Here is a 25,836-nt window from a genome sequence, read left to right on the forward strand (position 1 = left end):
AAATACCTATTCTTTTTAATACCCGCTCAAATTTCATACAGTTTAATTCGCCATCAACTACAGCCTAATCAGAATCAAGCCAAGACGTCTTGCTGTAACTTAATGCCATGCAAACGCTTGCCGGCACTAAGATTTTTGCGCCGACTTATTACAAACCTGCTTATTCAAAGGATATGAATATGGCAAACCCTCCATCAGGAAGATTGGAAATAGGTATTAACGACGCCGTCCATATACGAGGCATTGCACCACGCGACACGTTCATTATGCCGCCATCCCATTCGCCCAGAATTCCTCACGGCAGCGGGATGTTTGGACATGGGCACGTCATGCAAATGACCGCCCATTCCGTTCAAATGATCACCCACGCCATGCAATCAAATATCAGTGTTCTGGAAAGTGAATATCAAACTCGCACGACTCAATTACCACAAACAATTGAACATGAATTAGCGACGATTCGGCAGGAGGGCTCCAATCACTATCTACCTCCCACGCAAGCGGTTATTCGCGAACTGGACATTCGCAACAGGTTGATTGCGCACAAGACTGCGGTACTTCAGCAACAAAGCGCCATCGCTAACCAGTTCTTCGGCAGTGACCCTGCCAATAAAACGCTGGCCGAGTTTATCCAAAAGGCTTCGCAGATGGAGCCGCAGATCAAGCCTTATGGCATAGCCATACAAGCTTGGACCGTTTCGTATCGCGCGGCTCATGAAGTGAGGCTGCTGTCCCAGACCATCGACATTCTGAGTAGACAGAACGCCAACTACTACACCTGGCTTGCCGCTTCCCAAGCCAACGACCGGGAGCTGGCCAGGCAAACAGCCGAACGAGCCCGAATCGCTGCCGAGCAACACCGTCAGCAAGCACTCGCAGAGGCAGCACGGCAGCAAAAGGAACAAGAGGAAATCCGGGCCCGTGAAGAGGCGCGCCTTGCAGCGCTGGCTGAAGCGCAAAGGCTTGCTGCTGAGCAGGCGCAAATCACCGCCGAAGCCATCGCACAGCAGATTGCTGCCGAGCAGGCACGTCTGCAAGCGGAAAACGCCCCGGACGGACAATCTCCAGTTTTTGCCAATGCCGGATCAATGGCCGCATTCGGCCCCACCTTTACCGGGCCGCTTGGCGTCTTTGGCAACAACCCGGCAACTACGCTGGCACTCAGAACGTCGCTGCGAACGGCGGTGTCCCTGGCGCTGACGGGGATATCCACAGCGGCGGCACCGGTGATCGTCGGATTCGCCGCTTTGCTCGCGCCCTCGAAACTGGGTAACAGCGACCTGTATTCGGCCAGCGTTCCGCTGTCAGACCTTGCACCGGATCTGAATGCAGATCTTCAAAACCTGGCAGCCGTCGGGGGAACAGTCAATCTGCCGGTCACGCTGGGCTCGTCGACGATGGGCGACAAAGTCGAATTTGTCGTAGTAGTGACGGACGGAGCGACAGTCCCCGCCCATGTTCCCGTGAGAGCCGCTCGCTTCGACGCCAGTAAAAACGTCTACGTTTCCACCGCCAGCGACACCAAGGGTCCCACTCTGACCTGGACGCCGTTGGTACAGCCACAAGACACCTCCACCAACCTGCCGCTGGCCGATACCGATCCTCCGGTCTACGACGGTGCTGAAGTTGTTCCAGACGAAGGACGGATCGATCCGTTTCCCGAGCTGGATCGGTATGGGTTTGGCGGGTTTATCACGGTCTTTCCGATTGAGTCGGGAATACCGCCGTTGTATGTGGTTTTCAGCAGTCCCTATGAGGGAGGCGTTGAAGGTGGCGAGCACAGCGGCCGCGCGTTTAACCCCGAGGAAACCGGTGGACCAATTCTTGATTTGGAATGGTCCCCTGTAACTGCAACATCAGAAGGAGCAAGCACTGTGAGACTACACATCTCAAGATTTCCTGAGTCGGCCGCCAATAAGGTAATGATTGATCGCTTGGAAAAAATCATCAGCGGAGAGATTGAGATAACGGATACAGACAAGCGCTTCTACACTCATGAGTTGAGAGAGCTAGAAAGATTCAGAGCCTTGGGATATGGAGATAACGAACGACCTGATCCGAACTCTCCTGTGTGGAACAATGTTCACACAGCAACGCTGGAGGACTTCAAACTCAAAGACGATGCTTCGCTGCTGTACACACCTGAAGCGCTGGCCGCCGACGCAGAACAAGTAGAGCGCGAATACCAAAGGTTGTTGAAGGAGATGTGGAAATGAATACTGTCGAACAAATCGTAAAAAACGAGTCCCTTGATGACATCGTTGCAGTGTTCGCTTTGATCAAAGCAAATCCACATCTGGACAGGATGATCAGACTCTACAACCGCGACATCCTCAAAGAGTATGGCGCACTCGAAAACGCCTACTCCCGCCTCTTCGCCGCCGGGGTACTTGCTCTCGGAGAGCACGGCCTGGCGATCAAAGGCCCGAACTGGTCCCCTCCAAAATTCATGATCGAAAACAGATACACCTGATCGGCAAATCGGCCACCAGGCTCTCACCTGGTGGCCGCTCGGGTTACAACGAATACTTCTGCAAATTCCCCATCATTTCTTTCAGCGCTTCGATATTGTCCTTCGGATGCGCGGCCCCTTCGAAATCACAGATCTGCTGCCAGTGTGCCGCCACATCTTCCGGCGAGAACCCTACGCGAGGATCGAACCCGGCCCCCAGGCTGCGTTCCCAGCGCACCTTGCCCATCCAGCCGCCGCCGACTTCGAACAGGCCCGAGGTTTCCTGGCACTGCTCGCTGGCCAGGTACACCACCAGCGGGCTGACCAGTTCCGGTTTGAGTTGGTCGAACACTTGCGGCGGGATCAGGCCTTCGGTCATGCGGGTGCCGCCGGTGGGGGCAATGGCGTTGACCAGGATGTTGTTCTTGCGGCCTTCGATGGCCAGGGTGCGGGTCAGGCCGTAGAGACCGAGTTTGGCCATGCCGTAGTTGGACTGGCCGAAGTTGCCGTAAATGCCAGAGGTCGATGCGGTGAAGATCACCCGCCCATAGTTTTGCTCGCGCAGATGCGGCCATGCGGCGCGGGTCATTTTGTAGGCGCCTTCGACGTGAACGCGGTAGACCAGATCCCAGTCAGCGTCCTCCATCTTGTGGAAAGTCTTGTCGCGCAGGATGCCGGCGTTGTTGACCACCACGTCGACGCGACCAAACACATCGAGGGCGTTCTGCACCAGTTTGTCGCCGTCGGTCACCGAGTCATGGTTGGCTTCGGCGATGCCGCCGGCCTCACGGATTTCCGCCACCACGCGGTCGGCGGCCGAAGCGTTGGCGCCTTCCCCCTGGGTCGAGCCGCCGAGATCGTTGACCAGCACTTTGGCGCCCTGTTTGGCGAACAGCAAAGCATGAGCGCGTCCCAGGCCACCACCGGCTCCGGTGACGATCACGACTTTATCTTCGAAACGCACAGACTCATTCATCGAGGCAACTCCAGCAGGCCTGAGGGACAGTGCCCCCGAGTGTCAGGCACGACGCGTTCGGTCACAACGAACACGGCTGAGGCTGAATGGTGCGCGATAAGGCTGGGGGATGATGAAACCGTGCAGAGGCGCAACGCGCCCCCGCCCTGCGATCAGGAGCACGCCACCTTGCGCGGCGGCAGCACGAAGTGATCACGAAATTCCAGGTAGTGCTTGAGCACCTGCACCGGCGCTTCGCTTTGCGGGTAATGACCGATGCCGGGCAACAGCACGGTGTCCGCGTCGGGTATCAACTCGCGATAACGTTCGACCATGTGCACGCCGGAGATCGGATCGACCTCGCCGTCGATCACCCGCAACGGCACCTCGCCGCGCTGCATCGCTGCGACCCAGCGATCACGCTGCACCCGGCGTTCCGGAATGTAGGTGATCAGCTTGTGCATGATGCGCGGCCCGCGATTGCATTCGACCAGGCTCCAGAAGTCGTCCATTTCACTTTCACTGGGCCGGGTGTCCGGGCCGAAGATCTGCCGGAAGCTTTTCACCAGTGCATCGCGGGTAAACGCGCGGCCGATCATCCAGCCCAGCGGGCTGAGCAACAGCTTTTGCGCCAGCAGTGGCCGATGGGTTTCCGGGAACAGACCACCGTTGAGGAACACACAACTGGCGACTTCGATCTTCTCTTCGTAATGCCGGGCCAGCAGCTCCTGGGCAACGCTGTCGCCGTAGTCATGGGCAAGGAGATGCACCGGTTGCTCGACCTGAAGATGCGCGAGCAGGGCTTGTTGCAGATCGGCTTGCTCCAGCAGGCTGTAGGTGTGGTTCAACGGTTTGGCCGAGTCGCCGAAGCCGAGCATGTCGCAGGCGATCACCCGAAAGCGCTGGGCCAGCGGCTGCCACAGGTAATGCCAGTCCCAACTGGCCGTCGGGAAGCCGTGGATCAGCAGCAACGGTTCGCCCTGCCCGGCCGTCCAGTAACGGATCGGCTGGCCACGAAAGACAATCGACTGGCTGCGTTTGCGCCAGGCACTCAGAGGAATCTCGGCGAGAGGCATTAGAGTTTATACCCCGGATCTTGTTTATCGAGTTTGCGCAGCAGCGCCGGCCAGGCCAGCGCGCCGCCCATGCCTTGGGCACTTTTGGTGACGCCGGCGATCATCGCCTTGGCGCCCGCCAGAATCTGCGGTTCGATGGCGATCAATTCGGCACCGCCGGTCTGCGCCATGACCTGGATGTCGCAGGCGCGCTGGAAGGTAAACATCATCAGGAACGTGTCCGCGATGGTGCCGCCACAGGTCAGCAGACCGTGGTTGTGCAGCATCAGGAAATTGTTGTCGCCAAGGTCGGCCTGCAACCGAGCCTTCTCTTCGTGGTTGAGTGCTACACCTTCATAGGCGTGAAAGGCCAGGCTCGACAGCACGAACAACGATTGCTGACTGATCGGCAGCACGCCCTGCTTCTGCGCCGACACGGCGACACCGGAAGCGGTGTGGGTGTGCAGCACGCAGGCCACGTCATGGCGCACTTCGTGGACGGCACTGTGAATGGTGTAGCCGGCAGGATTGATTTCGTAGGGGCTGTCCATGAGCTTGTTGCCGGCCTGGTCGACCTTCACCAGGCTGGACGCGGTGATCTCATGGAACATCATCCCGAACGGATTGATCAGGAAATCTTCGGTGCCAGGCACCTTGGCCGAGATGTGGGTGAAGATCAGATCGTCCCAGCCATGCAGGGCGACCAGTCGATAGCAGGCGGCGAGATCGACCCGGGTCTGCCACTCCGCAGCACTGACCTGATCTTTGACATTCAAGGAAGAAGGGACGGGGGCTACGCTCACTGTATGCACCTCTGTTTTTGTTTTTTTCGGCAGGTGTCAGCAGTCTAGTCAGCCCCGGGGGTTCGCGTAGTTGCATTGGCAGCCAGCTTGATGACTGAGCGAGTCAGCTGCGCAAACCGCTTGGATCCATGTCAAAGCAACGACGCCAACAAAGGTGCGGCGAACAGATTGAGCAACCCGGTGAGCACCATCACCAGCCCCGCCACCGAGCCTTCTTCACCACCCACTTCATGGGCGCGACTGACGCCCGCACCATGGGCGCCCACGCCAAACAACGCGCCCCGAGCCAGGGCACTGCGCAGTGGCAGCCACTTGAGCAGCACCCCGCCCAGCATGGCGCCGAACACCCCGGTGAACATCACGAACACCGCCGTCAGCTCAGGTACGCCACCCAGATCCTGCGCCAGCGGCATGGCAAACGGCGTGGTGATCGAGCGCGGCACCAGCGACAACGTGACCGAACTGTCCAGCGCCAAAGCCCTGGCCAGACCGAACGAGGTGGCAATCGATGCGGCACTGCCGGCCAGCATGCCCAGCAACAACGCCGACCAGTGCCGCACCAGCAAACGTCGCTGTTGCCAGATCGGCACCGCAAACGCGACGGTGACCGGCCCGAGCACCAGCATCAGCCAGTGGGTGTTGCTCGAATATTCGGCGTATGCGGTATGCAACGGCACCGCGAGCGCCAGCAGCAACGTGGGGACCAGAATCAGTGGCGACAGCAGGTAACGCCCGGTAAGGCGATACAACCAGCGACTGAACAGGTAGGCCAGCAAGGTGAACGCCAGCCAGAACATCGGCATCAGCTCAAGCTTCATGGGACCGCCTCAGGCGCACGGCCAATTCAACGGTGAACGCCGTCACCAGCATCACCATCAGCGTGCTGGCCGCGATCACCAGCAGAATCCGCCAGCCGTCGTCACGCAGCAAGGCGCCGTAATCCAGCAGGCTCATCAGCGCCGGTATGAAAAACAGCAGCATCTCGGCCATCAACAGTCCCGCGCCCATTTGCAACGCCGCCGGCTTGACCCAGCCGAATGCAAAAGCCAGCAGCAACAGTGCCATGCCGATCACGCCGCCGGGGATCGGCATGGCCAGCCAAGCGGCCAACTGGCAGCCAAGCAGGTAGAGACCGAGCAGCACGGCCAGTTCAGCCAGCAGGCGAGAGAGATATTTAAATGTCGAGGCTTTCATCGGGGGGCTCCTTTCAGGTGCCTATTTTACGAACCGGACTGCCATCTCCAAAGCGAATTGTTAGACTCAAAGCCATTCCAATCCGGAATCAGGCCATGGAATTCAAACAGCTCAAAAGCTTCGTCGAAGTCATGCATCAGGGCGGTTTCACCCAAGCGGCGAAAACCCTGCACATCAGTCAATCCGCCGTGAGCAAGCAGATCGCCCAGCTCGAACAGAGCCTCGGCACCCCGCTGCTCGATCGCCTGGGTTCGCAATTACGCCTGACCGCCGCCGGCAGCGTGGTGCTGCAACGGGCCGAAGGCATGCTGCGCCTGCGCGATGAATTGCTCACCGAACTGGATGATCTCAGTCATCTGGCGCGCGGCGAGTTACGCCTAGGATTGCCCTTGCTGGGCAGCGATGCGCTGTTCGCCGGGCTGTTCGCCGAATACCGACGGCGCTACCCGAACATCAGCGTGCAATTGCTCGAAGGCGGCAGCCGCAATGTCGAACAGGCGGTGCTGAGCGGGGAACTGGAGCTGGGCGGCAGTCTGCTGCCGAAAGATCCTCAGTTCGACTTCCAGCCGTTCTGCGATGAGCCGCTCGATGCGCTGCTGCCGGTGGATCACCCATTGGCGACGAAAGGTGAAATCGGTCTGGAGGAGCTGGCCGAGACGCCGTTCCTGCTGTATCAGCGCAGTTTCGTGCTCAACGATCGTTTGCTTCAGGCGTGCCAGCAGATGGGCTTCACCCCGAAGGAGGGTGGCCGTAGCGGTCAGGCGGATTTTCTCGCGGCGCTGGTGGCCGCCGGGCAAGGCGTGGTGCTGCTGCCCAGCGTGGTGGCCCGCGGGCTGGTGCGGCCAGGCGTGGTACGCCTGACCTTGAACGCGCCGGACTACCTGCGCTGGGACATCGCCTTCATCTGGCGCCGGGGCGCCTATCTGTCGAAGGCGGCGCAGGCCTGGCTCGCACTGCTGCGCGAGCGCAGAATCAACCTTTGAGCGTGGCGATCAACTGCTCGATCCAAGGCTCCGCGTCGGTTTCCGGGGTGACGCTTTCGCTGGCGTCGATGCGCAGCATGTCCTGCACTTCACGCACGCCCAGCTCGCCGAACAATTCACGCATCTGCTCACCACCGCCGCAGAACGTGTCGCCGTAACTGGCGTCGCCCAAGGCGATCACAGCGCCAGGCAAACCGCACCAGGCCGCCGGCAACTGGTCGCGAATGCTCGAGTAGAGTGGTTGCAGGTTGTCCGGCAACTCGCCCATGCCGGTGGTCGAAGTTACTGCGAGCAAGGCCTCGGGGCCAAAGTTCTGGAGATCGGCGAGGCTGGCGCGCGAGTTGTAGAAGGTTTCAAAACCGGCGGCTTTCAGCAGGCTTTGCGCGTGGCGAGCGACTTCTTCGGCGGTGCCGTACACCGAGCCGGAGAGGATGGCGACTTTCATCAATCTGATCCTGAAACTGAAAAAAAGAGCGGCGATAGTAACAGCCACCGGCGCAATGTTGCGATTGGCTCTCGATAAGCGCTGATGGCCAGTAGACAGCGCTGATTGATCTTCTAGAATGCCTGCCACCGACAACCTTGAAAGGATTCAAAGATGATCAATGCCAGCCTGCTGCAAATGGTGATCAACGCGTCGAATGACGGAATCGTGGTAGCCGAGCGAGAAGGCAAGGAAGACAACATCCTGATTTACGTGAACCCGGCTTTCGAACGCCTGACGGGTTACACCAGTGAAGAGATCCTGTATCAGGATTGCCGTTTTCTGCAGGCCGGAGACCGGGACCAGGAAAACCTGCCGCTGATCCGCGAAGCTTTGCGCAGTAACGGTTCGTGTCGGGAAATCATCCGTAACTATCGCAAGGACGGCACACCGTTCTGGAACGAGCTGTCGCTGTCGACGGTAAAAAACGCTGATGATGGACAGACTTACTTCGTCGGTGTGCAAAAGGATGTCACCGTGCAGGTCAAGGCACAGCAACGGGTTGCGCAGCTGGAGGCCCAGGTCGCGGCTCTAGAAGCAGAACTGGCGGCCGTGAAAGCGACGAACGGCGCAAACAAAACTGCGAACTAAGTGTCATTAACTACAATCACCAATGACTTTGTAATTATTTATTTCGAGCTAGCCATGCAACGCGACGCCCTCCTGACCCAGGATGAGCTGGATTTCATCCAGACCATGCAACACAACCCGCAGCTCAATGTGCGGGATGCGACGTCGAGCCTGCTGGTCAATGGTGGTTCGCAGATCCGTGATCTGCTCACGCGCCTGGCGGCCCATGAGCAAGTCACCATCCAGGCCAACTTCGAAAACCAGCAGATGACCTTTCCGCTGCATCTGGTGGAAGACGAATTCCATGCCCTGCATTTACGTCTGGGTGTGCCAAGCATCTATGAAGACGGACCGATGGTTCGCCCGTGGCGTCTGGCCCTTGAAGAACCGGTAGCTCTGGAGAATGCCAAGGGCCAGCCGGGGATGCTGTGGGTTCACGAGGTTTCGCATAAAGGCGTGCTGCTGGAAGTGCGCAACAAGACCAAGCCACCGAAGCATTTCGCCCTGTGGTTCAGCCCTTCAGGCTATGAGCGGATTTCCCTACGCGGCACCTTCGAACGGGAAACCGAAAGCGGTTTCTACGCCTACGACCTGAGCCAGAGCGACGCTGACGAAACCGAGCGGCTGCGCCAGTTCATCCTTCAGCAACACCGACTGACCCACCCTGCCCTGCATACCTGATCTTCAGGTATCCAGCGTCCCGGCCAGAAACCGGTTCAAACGCTGACGCATCGTCGCCCCTTCATTGCCCAGACAGCCGACCGACGATCCGGCTAGGCTATCCTGGGCCAGATCCGCCGCGTCACCGGCCAGCAGCAACTGGCAGTCGAGGCTGAGGGCCAGACGATTCAGGCGCCGGGGCAACTCCGCCGTCGGCGCGTGATTGGAAAACAGCACCAGCGCCTGGGGTTTGATCTTTTCGCAAACCAATGTCAGCTCATCGAACGGCTGGCCGGTGGTCAGCACCCGAACGCCTGCATCGTTGCCACTGAGAAACAGTGCCGCCACCAACAATTCGAGCTCACGGCATTGCCCGGCCAGGGCACTGACAATCACCTTGCGCGGATGCGAGCCACGCAACACAACGATGCGCTGCAGTACCCGCGCCCTCAGGAAACCGTCGAGGAACAGCCACTCGCTGGTTTGCCCGAATGAGTCCTGGCGCTGCAACAGCTGCAGCCAAAGCGGCATCAGGATGTCCTGGAACACCACAGGCAGCATGTAGGAAGAGAAAATCTGCCCGTAGACCCGATCCAGTTCCTGGTCATCGAACGAACTGACCGCCCGCTGAACCTGCTCCTGCCATTGCAGGTAGTCGGCCTGCACCAGGTCATCGGGAATGATGTGTGCCAACACCTTCATCGGCTCGGTCTTGGCCAGGATCCTGCCGACCTTGCTCACCGAGACACCACGATCGATCCAGTCGACGATACTGCGAACGCGCTCGATATCGGTCATTGAATACAACCGGTGCCCACTTTCGGTGCGCGTCGGCTGGATCAGACCATAACGCCGCTCCCATGCGCGCAACGTGACCGGGTTCACTCCGGTCAGGCGCGCCACCTCGCGTATGGGGAAAAGCTCTTCGCGCTCAAGCGCAACAGAAGCCTGCGAGGCAAGGCGAACGTCAGTAATGACAGGCATGTGTGCAGACACGTCCTTGTTGGCGTAGTTGGATCCCATTCTACCTCTGAAGCCCCATTCCGATTCAAGCGATGAAATGGGACGAACGTCTCTGGTCTCGTCACAATAATCAGGAATAATCCTTGCTTGTCGAAAGCGCAGCCCTCTACCCCGGTGCTGCGTCAGGCGAAGTTCCTACCCGGAGCGACGCATATGCAATTCGGAGATACACAATGTCTACTTCCCCCGTCACGCTGATGGTCGCCCGTCGCGTCGCCGATGGTCGCTATCAGGACCTGATCGCCTGGCTGCGCGAAGGCGAACAACTGGCCACCGATTTCCCCGGCTACCTCGGTTCCGGCGTCCTGGCTCCGCCTCCCGGCGATAATGAATTCCAGATCATTTTCCGCTTTGTCGACGAACAGACCCTGCATGCCTGGGAGCACTCTGCATCGCGCACCGCGTGGCTGTCCCGTGGCAGTGATCTGTTCGCCCATCCGAAGGAACATCGGGTCAGCGGCATCGAAGGCTGGTTCGGCGCAGCAGGCGTCCGCCCACCGCGCTGGAAACAGGCCGTAGCCATCTGGCTGGCGTTCTTCCCGGTGTCGCTGCTGTTCAACTTCGTGCTGGGCCCGCTGCTCGGTGAAATGAGCCTGTTGCCCCGCGTATTCATCAGCACGCTGTGCCTGACACCGTTGATGGTCTATTTCTTCATCCCGCTGTCGACGCGTCTGCTGGCCGGCTGGCTCAACAGCGCCCCGGCCCGTCCATTGCCCGGTGCGGCATCCGCGCAAAATCGCTGAAACCATCGCTCGCGTCGCTGTTATAGTTTTTGCTCAGACCTCGACGCGAGCCAATCATGACCTCCTTTGCAGCCCCCATTCTCATCACTGGCGCCGGCCAGCGTGTCGGGCTGCATTGCGCGCAGCGGCTGCTGGAAGACGGCCACCGGGTCATTTTCACCTACCGCAGCGAACGTCCCGGTGTGAAAACGTTAAGGGATCTGGGGGCCATCGGCGTATTCGCGGATTTTTCCAGCGAGGCCACGATCCTCGCTTTCATCGCTGAACTGAAGATCCACACCGACAGCCTGCGAGCCATCGTGCACAACGCTTCCGAATGGCTGGCGGAAAACGGCGACGGTGAAGCCGAAGCCTTCACCCGCATGTTCAACATCCACATGCTGGCGCCGTACCTGATCAACCTGCATTGCGCCGATCTGCTGCAACGTTCGAGCCCCGCCGACATCATCCACATCAGCGACGACGTCACGCGCAAGGGCAGCAGCAAACACATCGGCTATTGCGCCAGCAAGGCCGGGCTCGACAGTCTCACGCTGTCCTTCGCCGCGCGCTATGCGCCGTCAATCAAGGTCAACGGCATCGCACCGGCCCTGCTATTGTTCAATCCCGACGACGACGCGGCATACCGCGCCAAGGCGCTGGCCAAGTCCGCGCTGGGCATCGAGCCGGGCAGCGAAGTGATCTATCAGAGCCTGCGTTATCTGCTCGACAACCCTTATGTCACCGGCACCACCCTGACCGTCAACGGCGGGCGGCACGTCAAGTAAAACGCCCCCGCGAGGATGCTCCATGACCCGTTCCCTGCCCGAAAACTACCGCGAGATCCTCATCGGCCTCGGTGAAGATCCCGACCGTGAAGGCTTGCTCGACACACCGGTGCGCGCGGCCAAGGCCATGCAGTATCTGTGTCACGGCTATGAACAGAGCGTCGACGAGATCGTCAATGGTGCGCTGTTCGCTTCCGACAGCGACGAGATGATCATCGTCGCCGACATCGAGCTGTATTCGTTGTGCGAACATCACCTGCTGCCCTTCATCGGCAAGGCCCATGTGGCTTATATTCCGACAGGCAAGGTACTGGGACTGTCTAAGATCGCGCGACTGGTGGACATGTTCGCCCGCCGCCTGCAGATCCAGGAAAACCTCACCCGGCAGATCGCCGAGGCGGTCCAGCAAGTCACCGATGCCGCCGGTGTCGCGGTGGTCATCGAAGCCCGGCACATGTGCATGATGATGCGCGGTGTCGAGAAACAGAATTCGACCATGAACACCTCGGTCATGCTTGGCGCCTTCCGCGAGTCGAGCAACACCCGCCAGGAGTTCCTGCAATTGATTGGACGGAGCAAGTAAATGCCACAACTTCAACCGGGAATGGCGCGCATCCGGGTCAAGGATCTGCGCCTGCGCACCTTTATCGGGATCAACGAGGACGAGATCCTCAACAAGCAGGATGTGCTGATCAACCTGACCATCCTGTACGCCGCGCAGGAAGCGGTGCGTGACAACGACATCGACCACGCGCTGAACTACCGCACCATCACCAAGGCGATCATCGCCCATGTGGAGGGCAACCGCTTCGCGCTGCTCGAGCGCCTGACCCAGGAATTGCTGGATCTGGTGATGGCCAACGAATCGGTGCTGTACGCCGAGGTCGAAGTCGACAAGCCGCACGCGTTGCGTTTTGCCGAGTCGGTGTCGATTACCCTCGCCGCCAGCCGCTGAGTGCGTCTGGCGCTCCGGGCGTCAGACTTTTATCATCCGCGCCACGATTTGACTGCACAGAGCCCATCATGACCGAGCAACAACGCCTCGAACTCGAAGCCGCCGCCTTCCGCCGGCTGGTCGCCCACCTGGACAGCCGCAAGGATGTGCAGAACATCGACCTGATGAACCTCTCCGGGTTCTGCCGCAACTGCCTGTCCAAGTGGTACAAGGCCGCCGCCGACGAGCGCCAGATCGAGGTCAGCCTCGACGATGCCCGGGAAGTGGTTTACGGCATGCCGTACGCCGAGTGGAAAGCCCAATATCAGCAAGAAGCCAGCGCCGAACAACAAGCGGCGTTCGCCAAAGGAAAACCCAATGAGTGATCTGAACACCCTGCGCGCCAGCCTCAAGAGCGGCGAACACGTTTTTGCCGACACCCTGGCGTTCATAGCCGCCGGTTACGACTACCAGCCTCAGGCGTTCAACAACGGCGGCGTGGAAAACGCGGCCGGGCAAAACGAAGGCTCGTGCAAGACTCTGGGTCTGGCGCTGCTGGAAGGCTTGAGCGATGAAGAAGCCCTGCTGGCGTTCGGCGAACACTACCGTTCGGTTGTGGCAACGCCTGAAGGCAGCGATCACGGCAATATCCGTGCGCTGATCAAGCACGGTCTGGCGGGCGTGAAGTTCGAAGCGCAGCCGCTGACCCGCCGCTGATTCCGAGCGAATCGCGAACATAAAAAAACCGGCCAATTGGCCGGTTTTTTTGTACCTGCGATCTTAGAACGAAGCGTTCTGCAGATCGTCCAGGTAACGCTCGGTGTCCAGTGCCGCCATGCAGCCGGCGCCGGCCGAGGTAATGGCCTGACGGTAAACGTGGTCGGCCACGTCGCCGGCGGCGAAGATGCCTTCGACGCTGGTCGCGGTGGCGTTGCCTTCACGGCCGCCCTGAACGACGAGGTAGCCGTCCTTCAGCTCCAGCTGACCTTCGAACAACGAAGTGTTCGGGGTGTGGCCGATCGCGATGAACACACCGTCAACTTTGATTTCGTCGAAGCTGCCGTCGTTGTTCTTCAGACGTGCACCGGTCACGCCCATGTTGTCGCCCAGCACTTCGTCCAGGGTCGCGTTCAGTTTCAGCTCGATCTTGCCTTCGGCCACACGGGCGTTGAGCTTGTCGATCAGGATCTTCTCGGCGCGGAAGGTTTCGCGACGGTGGATCAGGGTGACCTTGCTGGCGATGTTGGCCAGGTACAGGGCTTCTTCGACAGCGGTGTTGCCGCCACCGACCACGGCCACCGGTTTGTTGCGATAGAAGAAACCGTCGCAGGTCGCGCAGGCCGAAACGCCTTTGCCCATGAACGCTTCTTCCGACGGCAGGCCCAGGTAACGAGCGCTGGCACCGGTGGCGATGATCAGGGCGTCGCAGGTGTAGGTGCCGCTGTCGCCGGTCAGGCTGTACGGTTTGGAAGCGAAGTCCACGGCGTTGATGTGATCGAAGACGATCTCGGTTTCAAAACGCTCGGCGTGCTCGCGCATGCGTTCCATCAGCACCGGACCGGTCAGGCCGTGGACGTCGCCCGGCCAGTTGTCGACTTCGGTGGTGGTGGTCAGTTGACCGCCGGCCTGCATGCCGGTGATCAGCAGCGGCTTGAGGTTGGCACGGGCAGCGTAGACAGCAGCGCTGTAACCGGCAGGGCCGGAACCGAGAATGATCACTCGCGAATGACGGACTTCAGACATGAACCTGTCTCCTGTTGACCGGCCGATACATCAGGCGCGGACGCCGGACTGCCGGCGAGAATAAAAAAGGACTGTGGATAACCTTGGGGAAGGCGTGAGCTCGACAGTCCTGTAAAAAGTTGGGTGCAGCGTATCGAGGGGGGCAAGATTAAGGAAATACGGTTTAACAATCCAGCTCATAGGTGGTCTCTATGCCGACACACTGACGAGATGGACGTCTTTGTTACAGTGAATGTCGATCCCGCTGCCGCGCTTTCACAGCTTATGCAAAGCCGGTAAGGTCGGCGCGTTTTCCCTTGCTCGGAGCACCCTATGCCCGCCCCTGTTCTCTCCGGCCCGCAATACCTGCGCGAAGGCCTGAAACTGGTCCTCAGTCCTGGCCTGCGTCTGTTCGTGCTGCTGCCGCTGGCGATCAACCTGGTGCTGTTCGTCGGATTGATCTATTTCGCCGGCCACCAGTTCAGCCTGTGGGTCGATTCCCTGATGCCGTCGCTCCCGGACTGGCTGAGCTTTCTGAGCTACATCCTGTGGCCGCTGTTCGTGGTGCTGGTGGCGTTGATGGTGTTCTTCACTTTCACCATGCTCGCCAACGTGATCGCCGCGCCGTTCAACGGCTTTCTCGCGGAAAAAGTCGAAGTCGTGGTGCGCGGCACCGACGACTTCCCGGCCTTCAGTTGGGGCGAACTGATCGCGATGATCCCGCGCACCCTCGCCCGGGAAATGCGCAAACTGGGCTATTTCCTGCCCCGGGCCATCGGCCTGTTCATCCTGTCGTTCATCCCGATGGTGAACATTATCGCCGCGCCGCTGTGGCTGCTGTTCGGTGTATGGATGATGGCGATCCAGTACATCGACTACCCGGCGGACAACCACAAACTGGGCTGGAACGAGATGCTCGCCTGGCTGCGGCAGAAACGCTGGCAGAGCATGAGCTTCGGCGGGATCGTTTACCTGGCGCTGCTGATTCCGGTGGTGAACATCCTGATGATGCCGGCGGCGGTGGCCGGGGCGACCTTGTTCTGGGTGCGTGAGCGCGGGGCCGAAAATCTTGTGACACAACGCTGAGCGCACGTCACAAATCCATCATCCGAACGTCACAAGCGCGACATGGCCTCAGCCGACACTGAGGCCATGACGACAGCTCTACACATCACTCTGATCAGCGAAACCTTCCCACCGGAAATCAACGGCGTGGCCAATACCCTTGGCCGCTTGTGCGACGGTTTGCGCGCGCGCGGGCATCGGGTGGAACTGGTGCGGCCACGTCAGGGTGACGATCCTCAGCGCAGTGAAGACGACGCGCTGCTGTTGTGCCGCGGCTGGCCGCTGCCGGGTTATCCGGGGTTGCAGTGGGGTCAGTCGTCAATGCACAAATTGTTGCGGCGCTGGACACGTCAGCGCCCGGACGTGCTGTACATCGCCACCGAAGGCCCCCTCGGTTTGTCGGCACTGCGCGCGGCACGTCGCCTGGGCATCGCTGTGGTCAGCGGCTTTCACACCAATTTCCAGCAGTACACCAATCAGTACGGTCTCGGTCTGCTGACGCGTCTACTGACGCATTATCTGCGCTGGTTCCACAATCGTTCGGCGCTGACCCTGGTGCCCAGCGTCAGCCAGCGCCTGGAACTGGAACGGCGGCATTTCGATCGTCTGGCGCTGTTGTCCCGAGGCGTCGACAGCCAGTTGTTCCACCCGACCAAACGCCTGAATGCCCTGCGCGAACAATGGGGACTGAGCGAGCAGGACATTGCGGTGATTCACGTCGGACGCCTGGCACCCGAAAAGAATCTTGGTCTGCTCAAACGCTGCTTCGACAAGCTCGCTGGCGCGTACCCGCAACGCAATCTGAAGCTGATCATCGTCGGTGACGGACCGCAGCGTGTAGCTCTGGAAAAGGAATTGCCCGACGCGATTTTCTGCGGCTCACAACGCGGCGAAGCATTGGCGGCGCACTACGCGTCCGGCGATCTGTTCCTGTTTCCGAGCATGACCGAGACGTTCGGCAACGTCGTGCTGGAAGCTCTGGCGTCAGGCCTTGGCGTGGTGGCCTACGATCAGGCAGCGGCTGCGCAGCATATTCGCCACGGCTACAACGGCGTGCTGGCAATGCCGGGGGATGAAGAGGCGTTTTGCGATGCAGCGCAGTGGCTGCTGGAAGAGGATGAAACCTTGCGCTGCGTCAGATTGAACGCCCGCCAACATGCCAGTCGTCAAGGCTGGGCGGCGATCATCGAGCAGTTTGAACACCATTTGCAGGGAGCTTGCCGCGACCTGCGCGACAAGCCCCCCACGTCGATCAAACCAGCGTCATCAACGCCTCACGGCTGAACGGCAAAATGTCCTGCTCGCGGCCTTCGCGCACTTTCTGCGCCCAGTCCGGATCCACCAGCAGCGCACGACCTACCGCCACCAGATCGAACTCGTCATTGTTCAGACGCTCCAGCAGCTTTTCCAGACTGGCCGGTTGCGCCACCTTGTCGGTGTTGACCATGAATTGCAGGAACTCGCCATCGAGGCCGACGCTGCCGACGGTGATGGTCGGTTTGCCGGTCAACTTGCGGGTCCAGCCCGCCAGGTTCAGTTCGGAACCGTCGAATTCCGGCTCCCAGAAACGGCGCGTCGAGCAGTGGAAAATATCCACGCCAGCGTCGGACAACGGCTTGAGGAACTCGCCCAGCGCCTCCGGGGTTTGCACCAGACGGGCGGTGTAGTCCTGCTGTTTCCACTGCGAGAAGCGGAAGATGATCGGGAAACCCTCGCCCACTGCAGCACGCACGGCCTGGATCAGCTCGATGGCGAATCGCGAACGGTTGGCCAGGCTGCCGCCGTATTCGTCGGTGCGCTGGTTGCTGCCTTCCCAGAAGAACTGGTCGATCAGGTAACCGTGGGCGCCGTGGATTTCCACGCCGTCCATGCCGATGCTCTGGGCATCTTTGGCGGCCTGGGCGAAGGCCGCGATCACGTCTTGGATATCCTGCTTGGTCATGCCGTGCACCACGACCTGACCGTCCTTGAGTTTCTCGGTCGGGCCATACCCCGGCACGCTGGCATCCGGCTCGGTGCCGATGCGGCGAACGCTGCCGACGTGCCACAGTTGCGGAACAATCTTGCCGCCTTCGGCGTGCACCGCGTCGACGACTTTTTTCCAGCCGGCCAGTGCCGCTTCGCCGAAGAACTGCGGCACATTCGGGTAACCGTTGGAGGCCAGGTGGCCGACGGTGGTGCCCTCGGTGATGATCAGGCCGACACCGGCCGCCGCACGACGACGGTAGTACTCGATCACTTTGGAATTGGGTACGCCGCCCGGAGAGAACGAACGGGTCATCGGCGCCATGACCACGCGGGTCGGCAGTTCGAGGGCACCGAGCTGGAACGGTTTGAACAAGGCTTGAACAGGCATGGGAGGCTCCACGAAAAATTGATCGACGGGCATTGAATTCATATGACGGCGATAATATGCGGAGTTCCAACAGTGTCATAGCACTATTGATCTGAATGATTAAGGGTCAAAAGGCAGGCAAAAAAAATCGCAGCTCGATGGCTGCGATTTTCGCGTTTCAGCTCAGGGCTTTTTCAATCGCCGTGATCACCGAAGGATCATCCGGCGCCGTGCGCGGCGAGAAGCGGGCCAGTACACGACCGTCCTTGCCGAGCAGGAATTTCTCGAAATTCCAGGTGATGTCGCCGGGAAATTCGGCACCCTCGCCCGCCAGCAGACGGTAGAGCTGATGGCGATCGTGGCCGTTGACTTCGAGCTTCTTCGACAACGGAAAACTCACGCCATAGTTGAGGCTGCAGAATTCCTGGATCTCCTGCTCGCTGCCCGGTTCCTGGCCGGCAAACTGGTTGCACGGCAGGCCCAGCACGCTGAAGCCTTTGCCCTTGTATTGCTGATAGAGGTTTTCCAGCGCCGCGTACTGTGGGGTCAAGCCGCATTTGGAGGCGACGTTGACCACCAGCACGACTTGGCCCTTGAAGGGTGCCAGTGGTAGCTCCTGACCATTCAGGGCTGTCAACTTAAGGTCGTGAAAAGCACTCATGACGAACTCCAGATTCCCGTGTTCTACTCGAAACAGCCACTTGGCGAGACGACCAAGGACAGCCGCGGACTAAAAAGGCGCCCTCGGGCGCCTCTCCAGTTCTCTGAGCTTAGCGCAGAAAATCAGTGGTGATGGCCACCTTCGCCATGGACGTGACCATGAGCGACTTCTTCCTGGCTGGCGTCACGGATGGCAACGACCTTCACTTTGAAGTTCAGGCGCTGACCGGCCAGCGGGTGGTTGCCGTCGACGGTCACGTCGTCGCCGTCCAGATCACGGATGGTGACGATCTGCATCTGGCCGTCCGGCGCCGAAGCGTGGAACTGCATGCCGACTTCCAGCTCGTCGACACCTTCGAACATGCTGCGGCTCAGGGTGCTGACCAGTTCGGCCGAGTACTCGCCGTAGGCATCTTCCGGCTCGACGGAAACTTCCAGCTCGTTGCCGACTTCCTTGCCTTCCAGGGCTTTTTCCAGGCCCGGGATGATGTTGCCTGCGCCATGCAGGTAAACCAGCGGAGCGCCGCCGGCGGAGCTGTCGATGACCTCACCAGCGTCGTTGGTCAGGGTATAGTCGATGGAGACAGCCTTATTGGCGGCGATCAGCATGGGGCGAGACCTTTTGCATAAGAATATAGAAAGGCCAAGTTTAGCGAAGCAATCGCTCGAAAGCGAACACAACCCTGACAAACGGGATTCGACGATCACGGGCTTCCGTCAGGACGAGGACGGTCACTGGGTGGCCGAGCTCTCCTGCGGCCACACCCAGCATCTGCGCCACCAGCCACCCTGGCAGTCACGGGCATGGGTGCTGGACGCAACGCAACGTATTGAAAAAATAGGCCAACCCTTTGCTTGCGGTTGGTGCGCTCAAGGCGCGGTTAGCGCTAACCTTGACGCCTGAAAAATCGGTGGAAGGCCAGCCATAGGCCCACGCCCTTGCCATGCACCCTTAGAGAATCCGCATGCAAACTTTTTTTATCGCGCCCACCGATTTTGGTGTGGGTCTGACCTCCATCAGCCTCGGGCTGGTGCGTACGCTGGAACGGGCCGGGCTGAAAGTCGGCTTCTTCAAACCGATTGCCCAGCCGCACCCGGGCGACACCGGCCCTGAGCGCTCCACCGAACTGGTGGCCCGCACCCACGGCCTGAAACCGCCTCAGCCGCTGGGTCTGGCCCATGTCGAGCGGATGCTTGGCGACGGTCAGCTCGACGAGTTGCTCGAAGAAATCATCGCGCTCTACCAGCAGGCTGCCGTCGGCAAGGACGTGCTGGTCGTCGAAGGCATGGTGCCGACCCGCAGCGCCAGCTATGCCGCGCGGGTCAACCTGCACCTGGCCAAGAGCCTGGACGCCGAGGTGATTCTGGTCTCGGCGCCGGAAAACGAAGTGCTCACCGAACTGTCCGGCCGCGTCGAGTTGCAGGCGCAACTGTTCGGCGGTCCGAAAGACCCGAAAGTCCTCGGCGTGATCCTCAACAAGGTCAAGACCGACGAGAGCATGGATGCCTTCGCCGCGCGCCTGAAAGAACATTCGCCATTGCTGCGCAGCGGTGATTTCCGTCTGCTCGGCTGCATTCCTTTCCAGCCCGAACTCAACGCCCCGCGCACCCGCGACGTCGCCGACCTGATGGGCGCCCAGGTACTCAACGCCGGCGACTACGAAACCCGGCGCATGACCAGAACCATCATTTGTGCGCGCACCATGCGCAACACCGTGGACCTGCTCAAGCCCGGCGTGCTGGTGGTGACCCCCGGCGATCGCGACGACATCATCCTCGCCGTCAGCCTCGCCGCGATCAACGGCGTACCGCTGGCCGGCCTGCTGCTGACCAGCGACACCCTGCCGGATCCACGCATCATGGACCTGTGCCGTGGCGCGCTGCAGGCCGGTTTGCCGGTGTTGTCGGTGAGCACCGGCTCCTACGACACCGCCAACCTGCTCAACGGCCTGAACAAGGAAATCCCCGTCGATGACCGGGAGCGCGCGGAGATCATCACCGATTTCGTCGCCAGTCATCTGGATGCCAAGTGGCTGCATCAGCGCTGTGGTACGCCGCGAGAAATGCGCCTGTCTCCAGCGGTGTTCCGCTATCAATTGATTCAACGCGCCCAGGCCGCCAACAAGCGCATCGTCCTGCCTGAAGGCAGCGAACCGTTCACCGTGCAAGCGGCGGCGATCTGTCAGGAACGCGGCATTGCCCGTTGCGTGTTGCTGGCCAAACCGGCGGACGTCGAAGCCGTCGCCCGGGCCCAGGGCATCGTGTTGCCGCCGGGGCTGGAAATCCTCGATCCGGATCTGATCCGCGAGCGCTACGTCGAACCGATGGTCGCCCTGCGCAAGAGCAAAAGCCTCAACGCGCCGATGGCCGAGCAGCAACTGGAAGACACCGTGGTGATCGGCACCATGATGCTGGCGCTGGATGAGGTCGACGGACTGGTTTCCGGCGTCATCAACACCACCGCCAACACCATCCGCCCGGCCCTGCAACTGATCAAGACCGCACCGGGCTGCACCCTGGTGTCGTCGGTGTTCTTCATGCTGTTCCCCGAAGAAGTGCTGGTCTACGGCGACTGCGTGATGAACCCGCACCCGAGCGCCGCCGAACTGGCCGAGATCGCCCTGCAAAGCGCCGACTCGGCCGACGCGTTCGGCATCACTCCGCGCGTGGCGATGATCAGCTACTCCAGTGGCGAATCCGCCACCGGCGAAGAAGTCGAGAAAGTCCGCGAAGCCACCCTGCTCGCCCACGAGCAACAGCACTCGCTGCTGATCGACGGGCCGTTGCAGTACGACGCCGCCGCCAACGAAACCGTGGCCCGGCAACTGGCGCCGAACAGCCAGGTGGCCGGTCGCGCCACGGTGTTCGTGTTCCCCGACCTGAACACCGGCAACACCACCCACAAAGCCGTGCAGCGCAGCGCCGACTGCGTGAGCCTCGGCCCGATGCTGCAAGGCCTGCGCAAACCGGTGAACGATCTGCCGCGCGGCGCGCAGGTCGACGACATCGTCTACACCATCGCCCTGACTGCGATTCAGGCTGCCAACCGACCTCTGGATATCTGACCCGATGCTGGCTTTTCTCCCTGCGACCCTGCGCGGCGTGATCGCCGCGCTGCTGTTGGCGCTGAACACGATCCTGCTGTGCTCGTTCCTGTTTCTGGTCGCACTGATCAAAGTGCTGCCGTTCGACCTCGCACGCCGCGCCTCGCGCTGGCTGATGAGCCACACCCACGAAGCCTGGATCAGCAACAACAAAGGCTGGATGAACCTGGTACGCCGCACCCGCTGGCACCTCAGCGGCCTGCAAGGCCTGGACTATCAACACTCGTACCTGATCACCAGCAACCACCAGAGCTGGGTCGACATCCTGGTGCTGCAATACGTGCTCAACCGTCGTATCCAGCCGCTGAAGTTCTTTCTCAAGCAGGAACTGATCTGGGTCCCGGTGATCGGTCTGGCGTGGTGGACACTGGGCTTCCCGTTCATGAAGCGCTACTCGAAAGCCTACCTGGAGAAGCACCCGGAAAAGAAAGGCAAAGACCTGGAAACCACCCGCAAGACCTGCGCGAAATTTCGCGACAACCCGGTGGGCATCTTCAACTTCGTCGAAGGCACACGCTTCACCGAAGGCAAGCACGCGCAGCAGCAATCACCGTTCAAATACCTGCTCAAACCCAAGGCCGGCGGCATTGCATTCGTGCTGGATGCGATGGGTGAACAACTGGAATCGATCGTCAACGTGACCATCCACTACCCGGGCGGGCGCCCAGGCTTCTGGGATCTGCTGTGCGGTAACGTACGGGACGTGGTGGTGCATTTTGAAGAACTGAAAATCCCGCCACAGTTCATCGGCAAGAACTACGACCAGGACGGCGAGTACCGACTGCAATTCCAGGGCTGGATCAACCAGCTGTGGCAGGACAAGGATGCGTTGCTGGAGCAGATGCATCGCGAGTATCCGAACCAACGCTGATTACCCTGAGGGAGCCCCGACAGAACAGGCCGGCTGTCAGGCCGCCATCGCCAGCAGGCTGGCTCCCACAGAAAAGCAGTTCGCTATTGGCTTTTCGCTTCCCACCACTCAACACAATGAGCGTTAGCTCGAGTACCGCTTTTGACGTGCCGGCCCCTTCGGCAGGCTGAGTGGAGGGATTTATCCGGGGGTGGGCGCGCAGCGCCGTTTGGCGAAGCCAAACACATCGAGAGGAGGTGCAGCGAAGCAAACCGGAGGCGATGCCCCCGGATGAATCCCGGAACGAAGGAACACCGAGCCAAAGCGAGGTGCCGAACGCCGGGGCCCAGCGTTTTTGGTTACTTTTTAGGCGCTTGTAAAAAGTGACCCGCTGTAAGAGCGGAACCGCCAGCCGCAACCCCCGAAGAAACGGATATACACCCAAAACCCCAAGAGCATGGCCGGCCCAAAGGCCGCCACCGCCAGCAGGCCAACCACAAAAGAAAAGCCCGCCGATAATCACTCATCGACGGGCTTTTTATTGGCAGCTAACGCTTAAATCGCGCCACGCTTGCGCAACAGATCCAGCACTTGCTTGACGCCTTCTTCCAGCGACAGCGACTGGGTATCGATCACCAGATCAGCATCCAGCGGCACGTCATACGGGAAGGACTCACCCGGAATGTTATCGCCACCCGCCGCGTACAAACCTTGCGGATCACGCTCGGCGCAAACAGTCGGCGAAGCCTGGACGTAAACCGTCAGCAGACGCTCCTTGCCGATCAGATCTTTCGCTTGTTCACGACCTTCAGCACTCGGCGCCACAAACGCCGCAAGCGTCAGCAGACCCGCTTCGTTGAACTGACGCGCCACATGCGCGGCACGACGCCAGTTCTCGGTGCGACCGGCGCGATCCTGCGGCAGACCTTTGTTGAGGTCATGACGCAGATTCTGACCATCCAGCACAAACACCGCACGACCCAGATCGAACAGCTTGCGCTCGACCGCGTACGCCAACGTACTCTTGCCCGCGCCGGACAGTCCGCTGAACAGCACGGTGGCCGGTTGCTGACCGAAACGCTGGGCGCGCTCGGTGGTCGCTACATGGGCCAGTTTGCCGTGATGAGTGGCAGTGCCATGAGCCAGCGGCTGAGCGACGATCATGCCGGCGCCGACGGTGCCGTTGGTCAAACGGTCGATGACAATGAACGCGCCGGTAGTGCGGTTGCTGTCGTAACCGTCGAGGGCGATCGGCGCATCGAGCGCGATCTTCACCTTGCCGATTTCGTTGAGCTGCAACGCGCTCGCCGGGCCTTCTTCGAGGGTGTTGACGTCGACCTTGTTGACGATGCTGGCGATGGAGCCCGGCACGTAACTGGTGGCGCGTTTGATGTCGTATTTCTTGCCCGGCAGCATCGGCTCTTCAGCCATCCACACCAGCATCGCTTCGAAACTGTCGGTCACCGGCGGAACATTGTCGGCGTGTACCAGCAGGTCACCACGGGAGATGTCGATCTCGTCTTCCATGGTCAGCGTCACCGCCTGACCCGGGCCGGCATGCTCCAGCTCACCTTCGAAGGTGACGATGGATTTCACGCGGCTGCTCTTGCCCGACGGCAGGACCACGACTTCGTCGCCCTTCTTGACGATGCCGCTGGCCAGGGTGCCGGCGAAGCCGCGGAAGTTCAGGTTCGGACGGTTGACGTACTGCACCGGGAAACGCAGATCGGTGAAGTTGCGGTCGCCCGCCACTTCCACGGTCTCGAGGATTTCCATCAGCGACTGGCCGGTGTACCACGGCGAGCGCTCGGATTTGTTCACCACGTTGTCGCCTTTCAGGGCAGACATCGGCACGAAGTGCATGCTGGTCGGCTTCATCTTCAAGCCTTCGGCGAACTTCAGGTAGTCGGCCTTGATCGACTCGAACACGCCCTGATCGAAGCCCTTCAGGTCCATCTTGTTGATGGCGACAACGATGTGCTTGATGCCCAGCAGGGAGGCGATGAAGCTGTGGCGACGGGTCTGGGTCTGCACGCCGTAACGGGCGTCGACCAGGATGATCGCCAGGTCACAGGTGGAAGCACCGGTGGCCATGTTGCGGGTGTACTGCTCATGGCCGGGGGTGTCGGCGATGATGAATTTGCGCTTGGCGGTGGAGAAATAGCGGTAGGCGACATCGATGGTGATGCCCTGCTCACGCTCGGCCTGCAGGCCGTCGACCAGCAACGCCAGGTCGATGTCGTCACCGGTGGTGCCGACTTTCTTCGAATCGCGGGTGATGGCTTCGAGGTGATCTTCGTAGATCATTTTCGAGTCGTGCAGCAGGCGCCCGATCAGGGTGCTCTTGCCGTCATCGACGTTACCGCAGGTCAAAAAGCGCAGCAGCTCTTTACGTTCGTGCTGGCCCAGGTAGGCGAGGATGTCCTCGCTGATCAAATCAGATGCGTGCGACATGACAGCCCCTTAGAAATAGCCTTGACGTTTCTTGTCTTCCATCGAGCCTGCGCCATCGTGGTCGATGACACGGCCCTGGCGCTCGGAAGTTCGCGTCAGGAGCATTTCCTGAATGATGTCCGTCAGGCTTTCGGCCTCGGACTCCACCGCGCCCGTCAACGGGTAGCAGCCAAGGGTACGGAAACGCACTTTCTTTTTGACGATGCGCGCCTTGTCCTCGTCGGACAGGTGCTCGAGGATGCGCTCGTCGTCGATCATGATCAGCGTGCCGTTCTTCTCGATCACTTCGCGTTCGGCAGCGAAGTACAGCGGCACGATCGGGATGCCTTCGAGGTAGATGTACTGCCAGATGTCCAACTCGGTCCAGTTCGACAACGGGAACACACGGATGGATTCGCCCTTGTTGACCTTGCCGTTGTAGACGTTCCACAGTTCCGGACGCTGGTTCTTCGGATCCCAGCGGTGCTTGCTGTCACGGAACGAGTAGACGCGCTCCTTGGCGCGGGACTTCTCTTCATCGCGACGGGCACCGCCGAAGGCGGCGTCGAAACCATGCTTGTCGAGCGCCTGCTTCAGGCCCTCGGTCTTCATGATGTCGGTGTGTTTGGCGCTGCCGTGGGTGAACGGGTTGATGCCCTGCGCAACGCCATCCGGGTTGACGTGGGTGATCAGGTCCAGACCAAGCTCTTCGACCATCTTGTCGCGGAACTTGTACATCTCCTGGAATTTCCAGCGGGTGTCGACGTGCATCACCGGAAACGGCAGTTTGCCCGGGAAGAACGCCTTGCGTGCCAGATGCAGCATCACGGCGGAGTCTTTACCGATGGAGTACAGCATCACCGGGTTGTCGAACTCGGCGGCCACCTCGCGGATGATGTGGATGCTTTCCGCCTCCAGCTGTTTCAGATGCGTCAGTTTGTCGACCATGGCTACTCACGAAAGCTTTCTTATGAACGGCCAGCGGGCCGTGTTCGAGCGGGGAATCCTAGCACAGCGCCCTTCTTCTAATCAGGGCGCGGACTA

29 protein-coding genes are annotated in these 25,836 nt (G+C 60.3%); 16 read left to right on the top strand and 13 right to left on the bottom strand.

Annotation, left to right across the window (positions count from 1 at the left end; translation table 11 throughout):
• Positions 1-107 precede the first annotated feature (107 nt).
• Together M5B44_RS03880 and M5B44_RS03885 are read left to right on the top strand one after the other, a co-directional pair.
• Complete coding sequence (locus M5B44_RS03880; RefSeq protein ID WP_248738282.1) at positions 108-2,216, top strand: S-type pyocin domain-containing protein; 2,109 nt, start codon at positions 108-110, stop codon at positions 2,214-2,216.
• A complete protein-coding gene (locus tag M5B44_RS03885) occupies positions 2,213-2,473 on the top strand; it encodes a hypothetical protein (protein WP_007957240.1) in 261 nt (86 codons plus the stop codon). Before M5B44_RS03880 ends, M5B44_RS03885 begins: the two co-directional genes overlap by 4 nt.
• Before the next feature lie 43 nt (positions 2,474-2,516).
• Here the strand turns inward: M5B44_RS03885 and M5B44_RS03890 are convergent, their stop codons facing one another.
• From M5B44_RS03890 to M5B44_RS03910, 5 genes are all read right to left on the bottom strand, one after another.
• A complete protein-coding gene (locus M5B44_RS03890; protein ID WP_248738283.1) occupies positions 2,517-3,428 on the bottom strand; it encodes an SDR family oxidoreductase in 912 nt (303 codons plus the stop codon).
• Positions 3,429-3,580: 152 nt separating this feature from the next.
• The gene (locus M5B44_RS03895; protein WP_248738284.1) at positions 3,581-4,483 is read right to left on the bottom strand and encodes an alpha/beta fold hydrolase; all 903 of its coding nucleotides are present in this window, start codon (positions 4,481-4,483) and stop codon (positions 3,581-3,583) included.
• A complete protein-coding gene (locus tag M5B44_RS03900; protein WP_248738285.1) occupies positions 4,483-5,265 on the bottom strand; it encodes a class II aldolase/adducin family protein in 783 nt (260 codons plus the stop codon). The genes M5B44_RS03895 and M5B44_RS03900 overlap by 1 nt, the downstream gene beginning before the upstream one ends.
• A 131-nt stretch (positions 5,266-5,396) precedes the next feature.
• The gene (locus M5B44_RS03905) at positions 5,397-6,083 is read right to left on the bottom strand and encodes an LrgB family protein (protein ID WP_248738286.1); all 687 of its coding nucleotides are present in this window, start codon (positions 6,081-6,083) and stop codon (positions 5,397-5,399) included.
• Positions 6,073-6,459 (bottom strand): CidA/LrgA family protein, encoded by a 387-nt coding sequence (locus tag M5B44_RS03910; RefSeq protein WP_248738287.1) that lies wholly within the window; start codon positions 6,457-6,459, stop codon positions 6,073-6,075. The genes M5B44_RS03905 and M5B44_RS03910 overlap by 11 nt, the downstream gene beginning before the upstream one ends.
• Positions 6,460-6,554: 95 nt before the next feature.
• Here M5B44_RS03910 and M5B44_RS03915 point away from each other — a divergent pair, with 95 nt between their 5' ends.
• Positions 6,555-7,442, top strand: a complete 888-nt coding sequence (locus M5B44_RS03915; RefSeq protein WP_248738288.1) for a LysR family transcriptional regulator — start codon at positions 6,555-6,557, stop codon at positions 7,440-7,442.
• On the opposite strand, the gene M5B44_RS03920 is transcribed toward M5B44_RS03915, so the two are convergent.
• Positions 7,432-7,887 (bottom strand): flavodoxin, encoded by a 456-nt coding sequence (locus M5B44_RS03920; protein WP_248738289.1) that lies wholly within the window; start codon positions 7,885-7,887, stop codon positions 7,432-7,434. The genes M5B44_RS03915 and M5B44_RS03920 overlap by 11 nt on opposite strands.
• A gap of 153 nt (positions 7,888-8,040) precedes the next feature.
• On the opposite strand from M5B44_RS03920, the gene M5B44_RS03925 reads away from it, so the two are divergent.
• A complete protein-coding gene (locus tag M5B44_RS03925; RefSeq protein WP_114881444.1) occupies positions 8,041-8,517 on the top strand; it encodes a PAS domain-containing protein in 477 nt (158 codons plus the stop codon).
• A 54-nt stretch (positions 8,518-8,571) separates the two neighbouring features.
• Positions 8,572-9,177, top strand: coding sequence for a hypothetical protein (locus M5B44_RS03930; protein ID WP_192559797.1), 606 nt, complete (start codon positions 8,572-8,574; stop codon positions 9,175-9,177).
• 3 nt (positions 9,178-9,180) lie between these two features.
• Here the strand turns inward: M5B44_RS03930 and M5B44_RS03935 are convergent, their stop codons facing one another.
• The gene (locus M5B44_RS03935) at positions 9,181-10,140 is read right to left on the bottom strand and encodes a MerR family transcriptional regulator (RefSeq protein ID WP_248738290.1); all 960 of its coding nucleotides are present in this window, start codon (positions 10,138-10,140) and stop codon (positions 9,181-9,183) included.
• Positions 10,141-10,352: 212 nt separating this feature from the next.
• Between M5B44_RS03935 and M5B44_RS03940 the strand changes: the two genes are divergently transcribed.
• The 6 genes from M5B44_RS03940 to M5B44_RS03965 all read left to right on the top strand — a co-directional run bounded on the left by M5B44_RS03940 (position 10,353) and on the right by M5B44_RS03965 (position 13,340).
• The gene (locus M5B44_RS03940; RefSeq protein ID WP_248738291.1) at positions 10,353-10,922 is read left to right on the top strand and encodes an antibiotic biosynthesis monooxygenase; all 570 of its coding nucleotides are present in this window, start codon (positions 10,353-10,355) and stop codon (positions 10,920-10,922) included.
• Between the two features lie 56 nt (positions 10,923-10,978).
• Positions 10,979-11,689: a dihydromonapterin reductase gene (gene folM / locus M5B44_RS03945; RefSeq protein ID WP_248738292.1), complete on the top strand. Its 711-nt coding sequence runs from the start codon at positions 10,979-10,981 to the stop codon at positions 11,687-11,689.
• A 22-nt stretch (positions 11,690-11,711) separates the two neighbouring features.
• Positions 11,712-12,272 (top strand): GTP cyclohydrolase I FolE, encoded by a 561-nt coding sequence (folE, locus tag M5B44_RS03950; protein WP_085711759.1) that lies wholly within the window; start codon positions 11,712-11,714, stop codon positions 12,270-12,272.
• The gene (gene folX, locus M5B44_RS03955) at positions 12,273-12,644 is read left to right on the top strand and encodes a dihydroneopterin triphosphate 2'-epimerase (RefSeq protein ID WP_007957207.1); all 372 of its coding nucleotides are present in this window, start codon (positions 12,273-12,275) and stop codon (positions 12,642-12,644) included.
• Positions 12,645-12,712: 68 nt separating this feature from the next.
• The gene (locus tag M5B44_RS03960; RefSeq protein ID WP_085711760.1) at positions 12,713-13,009 is read left to right on the top strand and encodes a DUF1244 domain-containing protein; all 297 of its coding nucleotides are present in this window, start codon (positions 12,713-12,715) and stop codon (positions 13,007-13,009) included.
• Positions 13,002-13,340: a HopJ type III effector protein gene (locus M5B44_RS03965; RefSeq protein WP_248738293.1), complete on the top strand. Its 339-nt coding sequence runs from the start codon at positions 13,002-13,004 to the stop codon at positions 13,338-13,340. The genes M5B44_RS03960 and M5B44_RS03965 overlap by 8 nt, the downstream gene beginning before the upstream one ends.
• Before the next feature lie 63 nt (positions 13,341-13,403).
• On the opposite strand, the gene trxB is transcribed toward M5B44_RS03965, so the two are convergent.
• Positions 13,404-14,366, bottom strand: coding sequence for a thioredoxin-disulfide reductase (trxB, locus tag M5B44_RS03970; RefSeq protein WP_085711762.1), 963 nt, complete (start codon positions 14,364-14,366; stop codon positions 13,404-13,406).
• Positions 14,367-14,678: 312 nt separating this feature from the next.
• Here trxB and cysZ point away from each other — a divergent pair, with 312 nt between their 5' ends.
• A complete protein-coding gene (gene cysZ, locus M5B44_RS03975) occupies positions 14,679-15,431 on the top strand; it encodes a sulfate transporter CysZ (RefSeq protein WP_114881439.1) in 753 nt (250 codons plus the stop codon).
• Between the two features lie 42 nt (positions 15,432-15,473).
• Entirely contained in the window at positions 15,474-16,694 is a 1,221-nt protein-coding gene (locus tag M5B44_RS03980) for a glycosyltransferase family 4 protein (RefSeq protein WP_248738294.1), read from the top strand.
• On the opposite strand, the gene M5B44_RS03985 is transcribed toward M5B44_RS03980, so the two are convergent.
• The 3 genes from M5B44_RS03985 to M5B44_RS03995 form a co-directional block, all read right to left on the bottom strand.
• Positions 16,663-17,766: an NADH:flavin oxidoreductase gene (locus M5B44_RS03985; protein ID WP_248738295.1), complete on the bottom strand. Its 1,104-nt coding sequence runs from the start codon at positions 17,764-17,766 to the stop codon at positions 16,663-16,665. The two genes, M5B44_RS03980 and M5B44_RS03985, sit on opposite strands and share 32 nt — an antisense overlap.
• 157 nt (positions 17,767-17,923) lie before the next feature.
• A complete protein-coding gene (locus M5B44_RS03990) occupies positions 17,924-18,406 on the bottom strand; it encodes a glutathione peroxidase (protein ID WP_248738296.1) in 483 nt (160 codons plus the stop codon).
• Positions 18,407-18,528: 122 nt separating this feature from the next.
• Positions 18,529-19,014, bottom strand: a complete 486-nt coding sequence (locus M5B44_RS03995) for an FKBP-type peptidyl-prolyl cis-trans isomerase (protein ID WP_085711766.1) — start codon at positions 19,012-19,014, stop codon at positions 18,529-18,531.
• Here M5B44_RS03995 and M5B44_RS04000 point away from each other — a divergent pair.
• The 3 genes from M5B44_RS04000 to M5B44_RS04010 all read left to right on the top strand — a co-directional run bounded on the left by M5B44_RS04000 (position 18,983) and on the right by M5B44_RS04010 (position 22,380).
• Positions 18,983-19,309: a DUF3565 domain-containing protein gene (locus M5B44_RS04000; protein WP_248738297.1), complete on the top strand. Its 327-nt coding sequence runs from the start codon at positions 18,983-18,985 to the stop codon at positions 19,307-19,309. The genes M5B44_RS03995 and M5B44_RS04000 overlap by 32 nt on opposite strands.
• A gap of 61 nt (positions 19,310-19,370) precedes the next feature.
• Positions 19,371-21,470, top strand: a complete 2,100-nt coding sequence (gene pta, locus M5B44_RS04005) for a phosphate acetyltransferase (protein ID WP_248738298.1) — start codon at positions 19,371-19,373, stop codon at positions 21,468-21,470.
• A gap of 4 nt (positions 21,471-21,474) precedes the next feature.
• Positions 21,475-22,380 carry an acyltransferase gene (locus M5B44_RS04010; RefSeq protein WP_007959087.1) on the top strand — a complete coding sequence of 302 codons (906 nt, stop codon included), beginning with the start codon at positions 21,475-21,477 and terminating at the stop codon, positions 22,378-22,380.
• Between the two features lie 534 nt (positions 22,381-22,914).
• On the opposite strand, the gene cysN is transcribed toward M5B44_RS04010, so the two are convergent.
• Positions 22,915-24,813: a sulfate adenylyltransferase subunit CysN gene (cysN, locus tag M5B44_RS04015; RefSeq protein ID WP_248738299.1), complete on the bottom strand. Its 1,899-nt coding sequence runs from the start codon at positions 24,811-24,813 to the stop codon at positions 22,915-22,917.
• A 9-nt stretch (positions 24,814-24,822) separates the two neighbouring features.
• Complete coding sequence (cysD, locus tag M5B44_RS04020; protein ID WP_007953546.1) at positions 24,823-25,740, bottom strand: sulfate adenylyltransferase subunit CysD; 918 nt, start codon at positions 25,738-25,740, stop codon at positions 24,823-24,825.
• Positions 25,741-25,836 lie beyond the last annotated feature (96 nt).

The sequence above is a fragment of the Pseudomonas sp. MWU12-2029 genome (genome assembly GCF_023242425.1).
Lineage (GTDB): Bacteria > Pseudomonadota > Gammaproteobacteria > Pseudomonadales > Pseudomonadaceae > Aquipseudomonas > Aquipseudomonas kribbensis.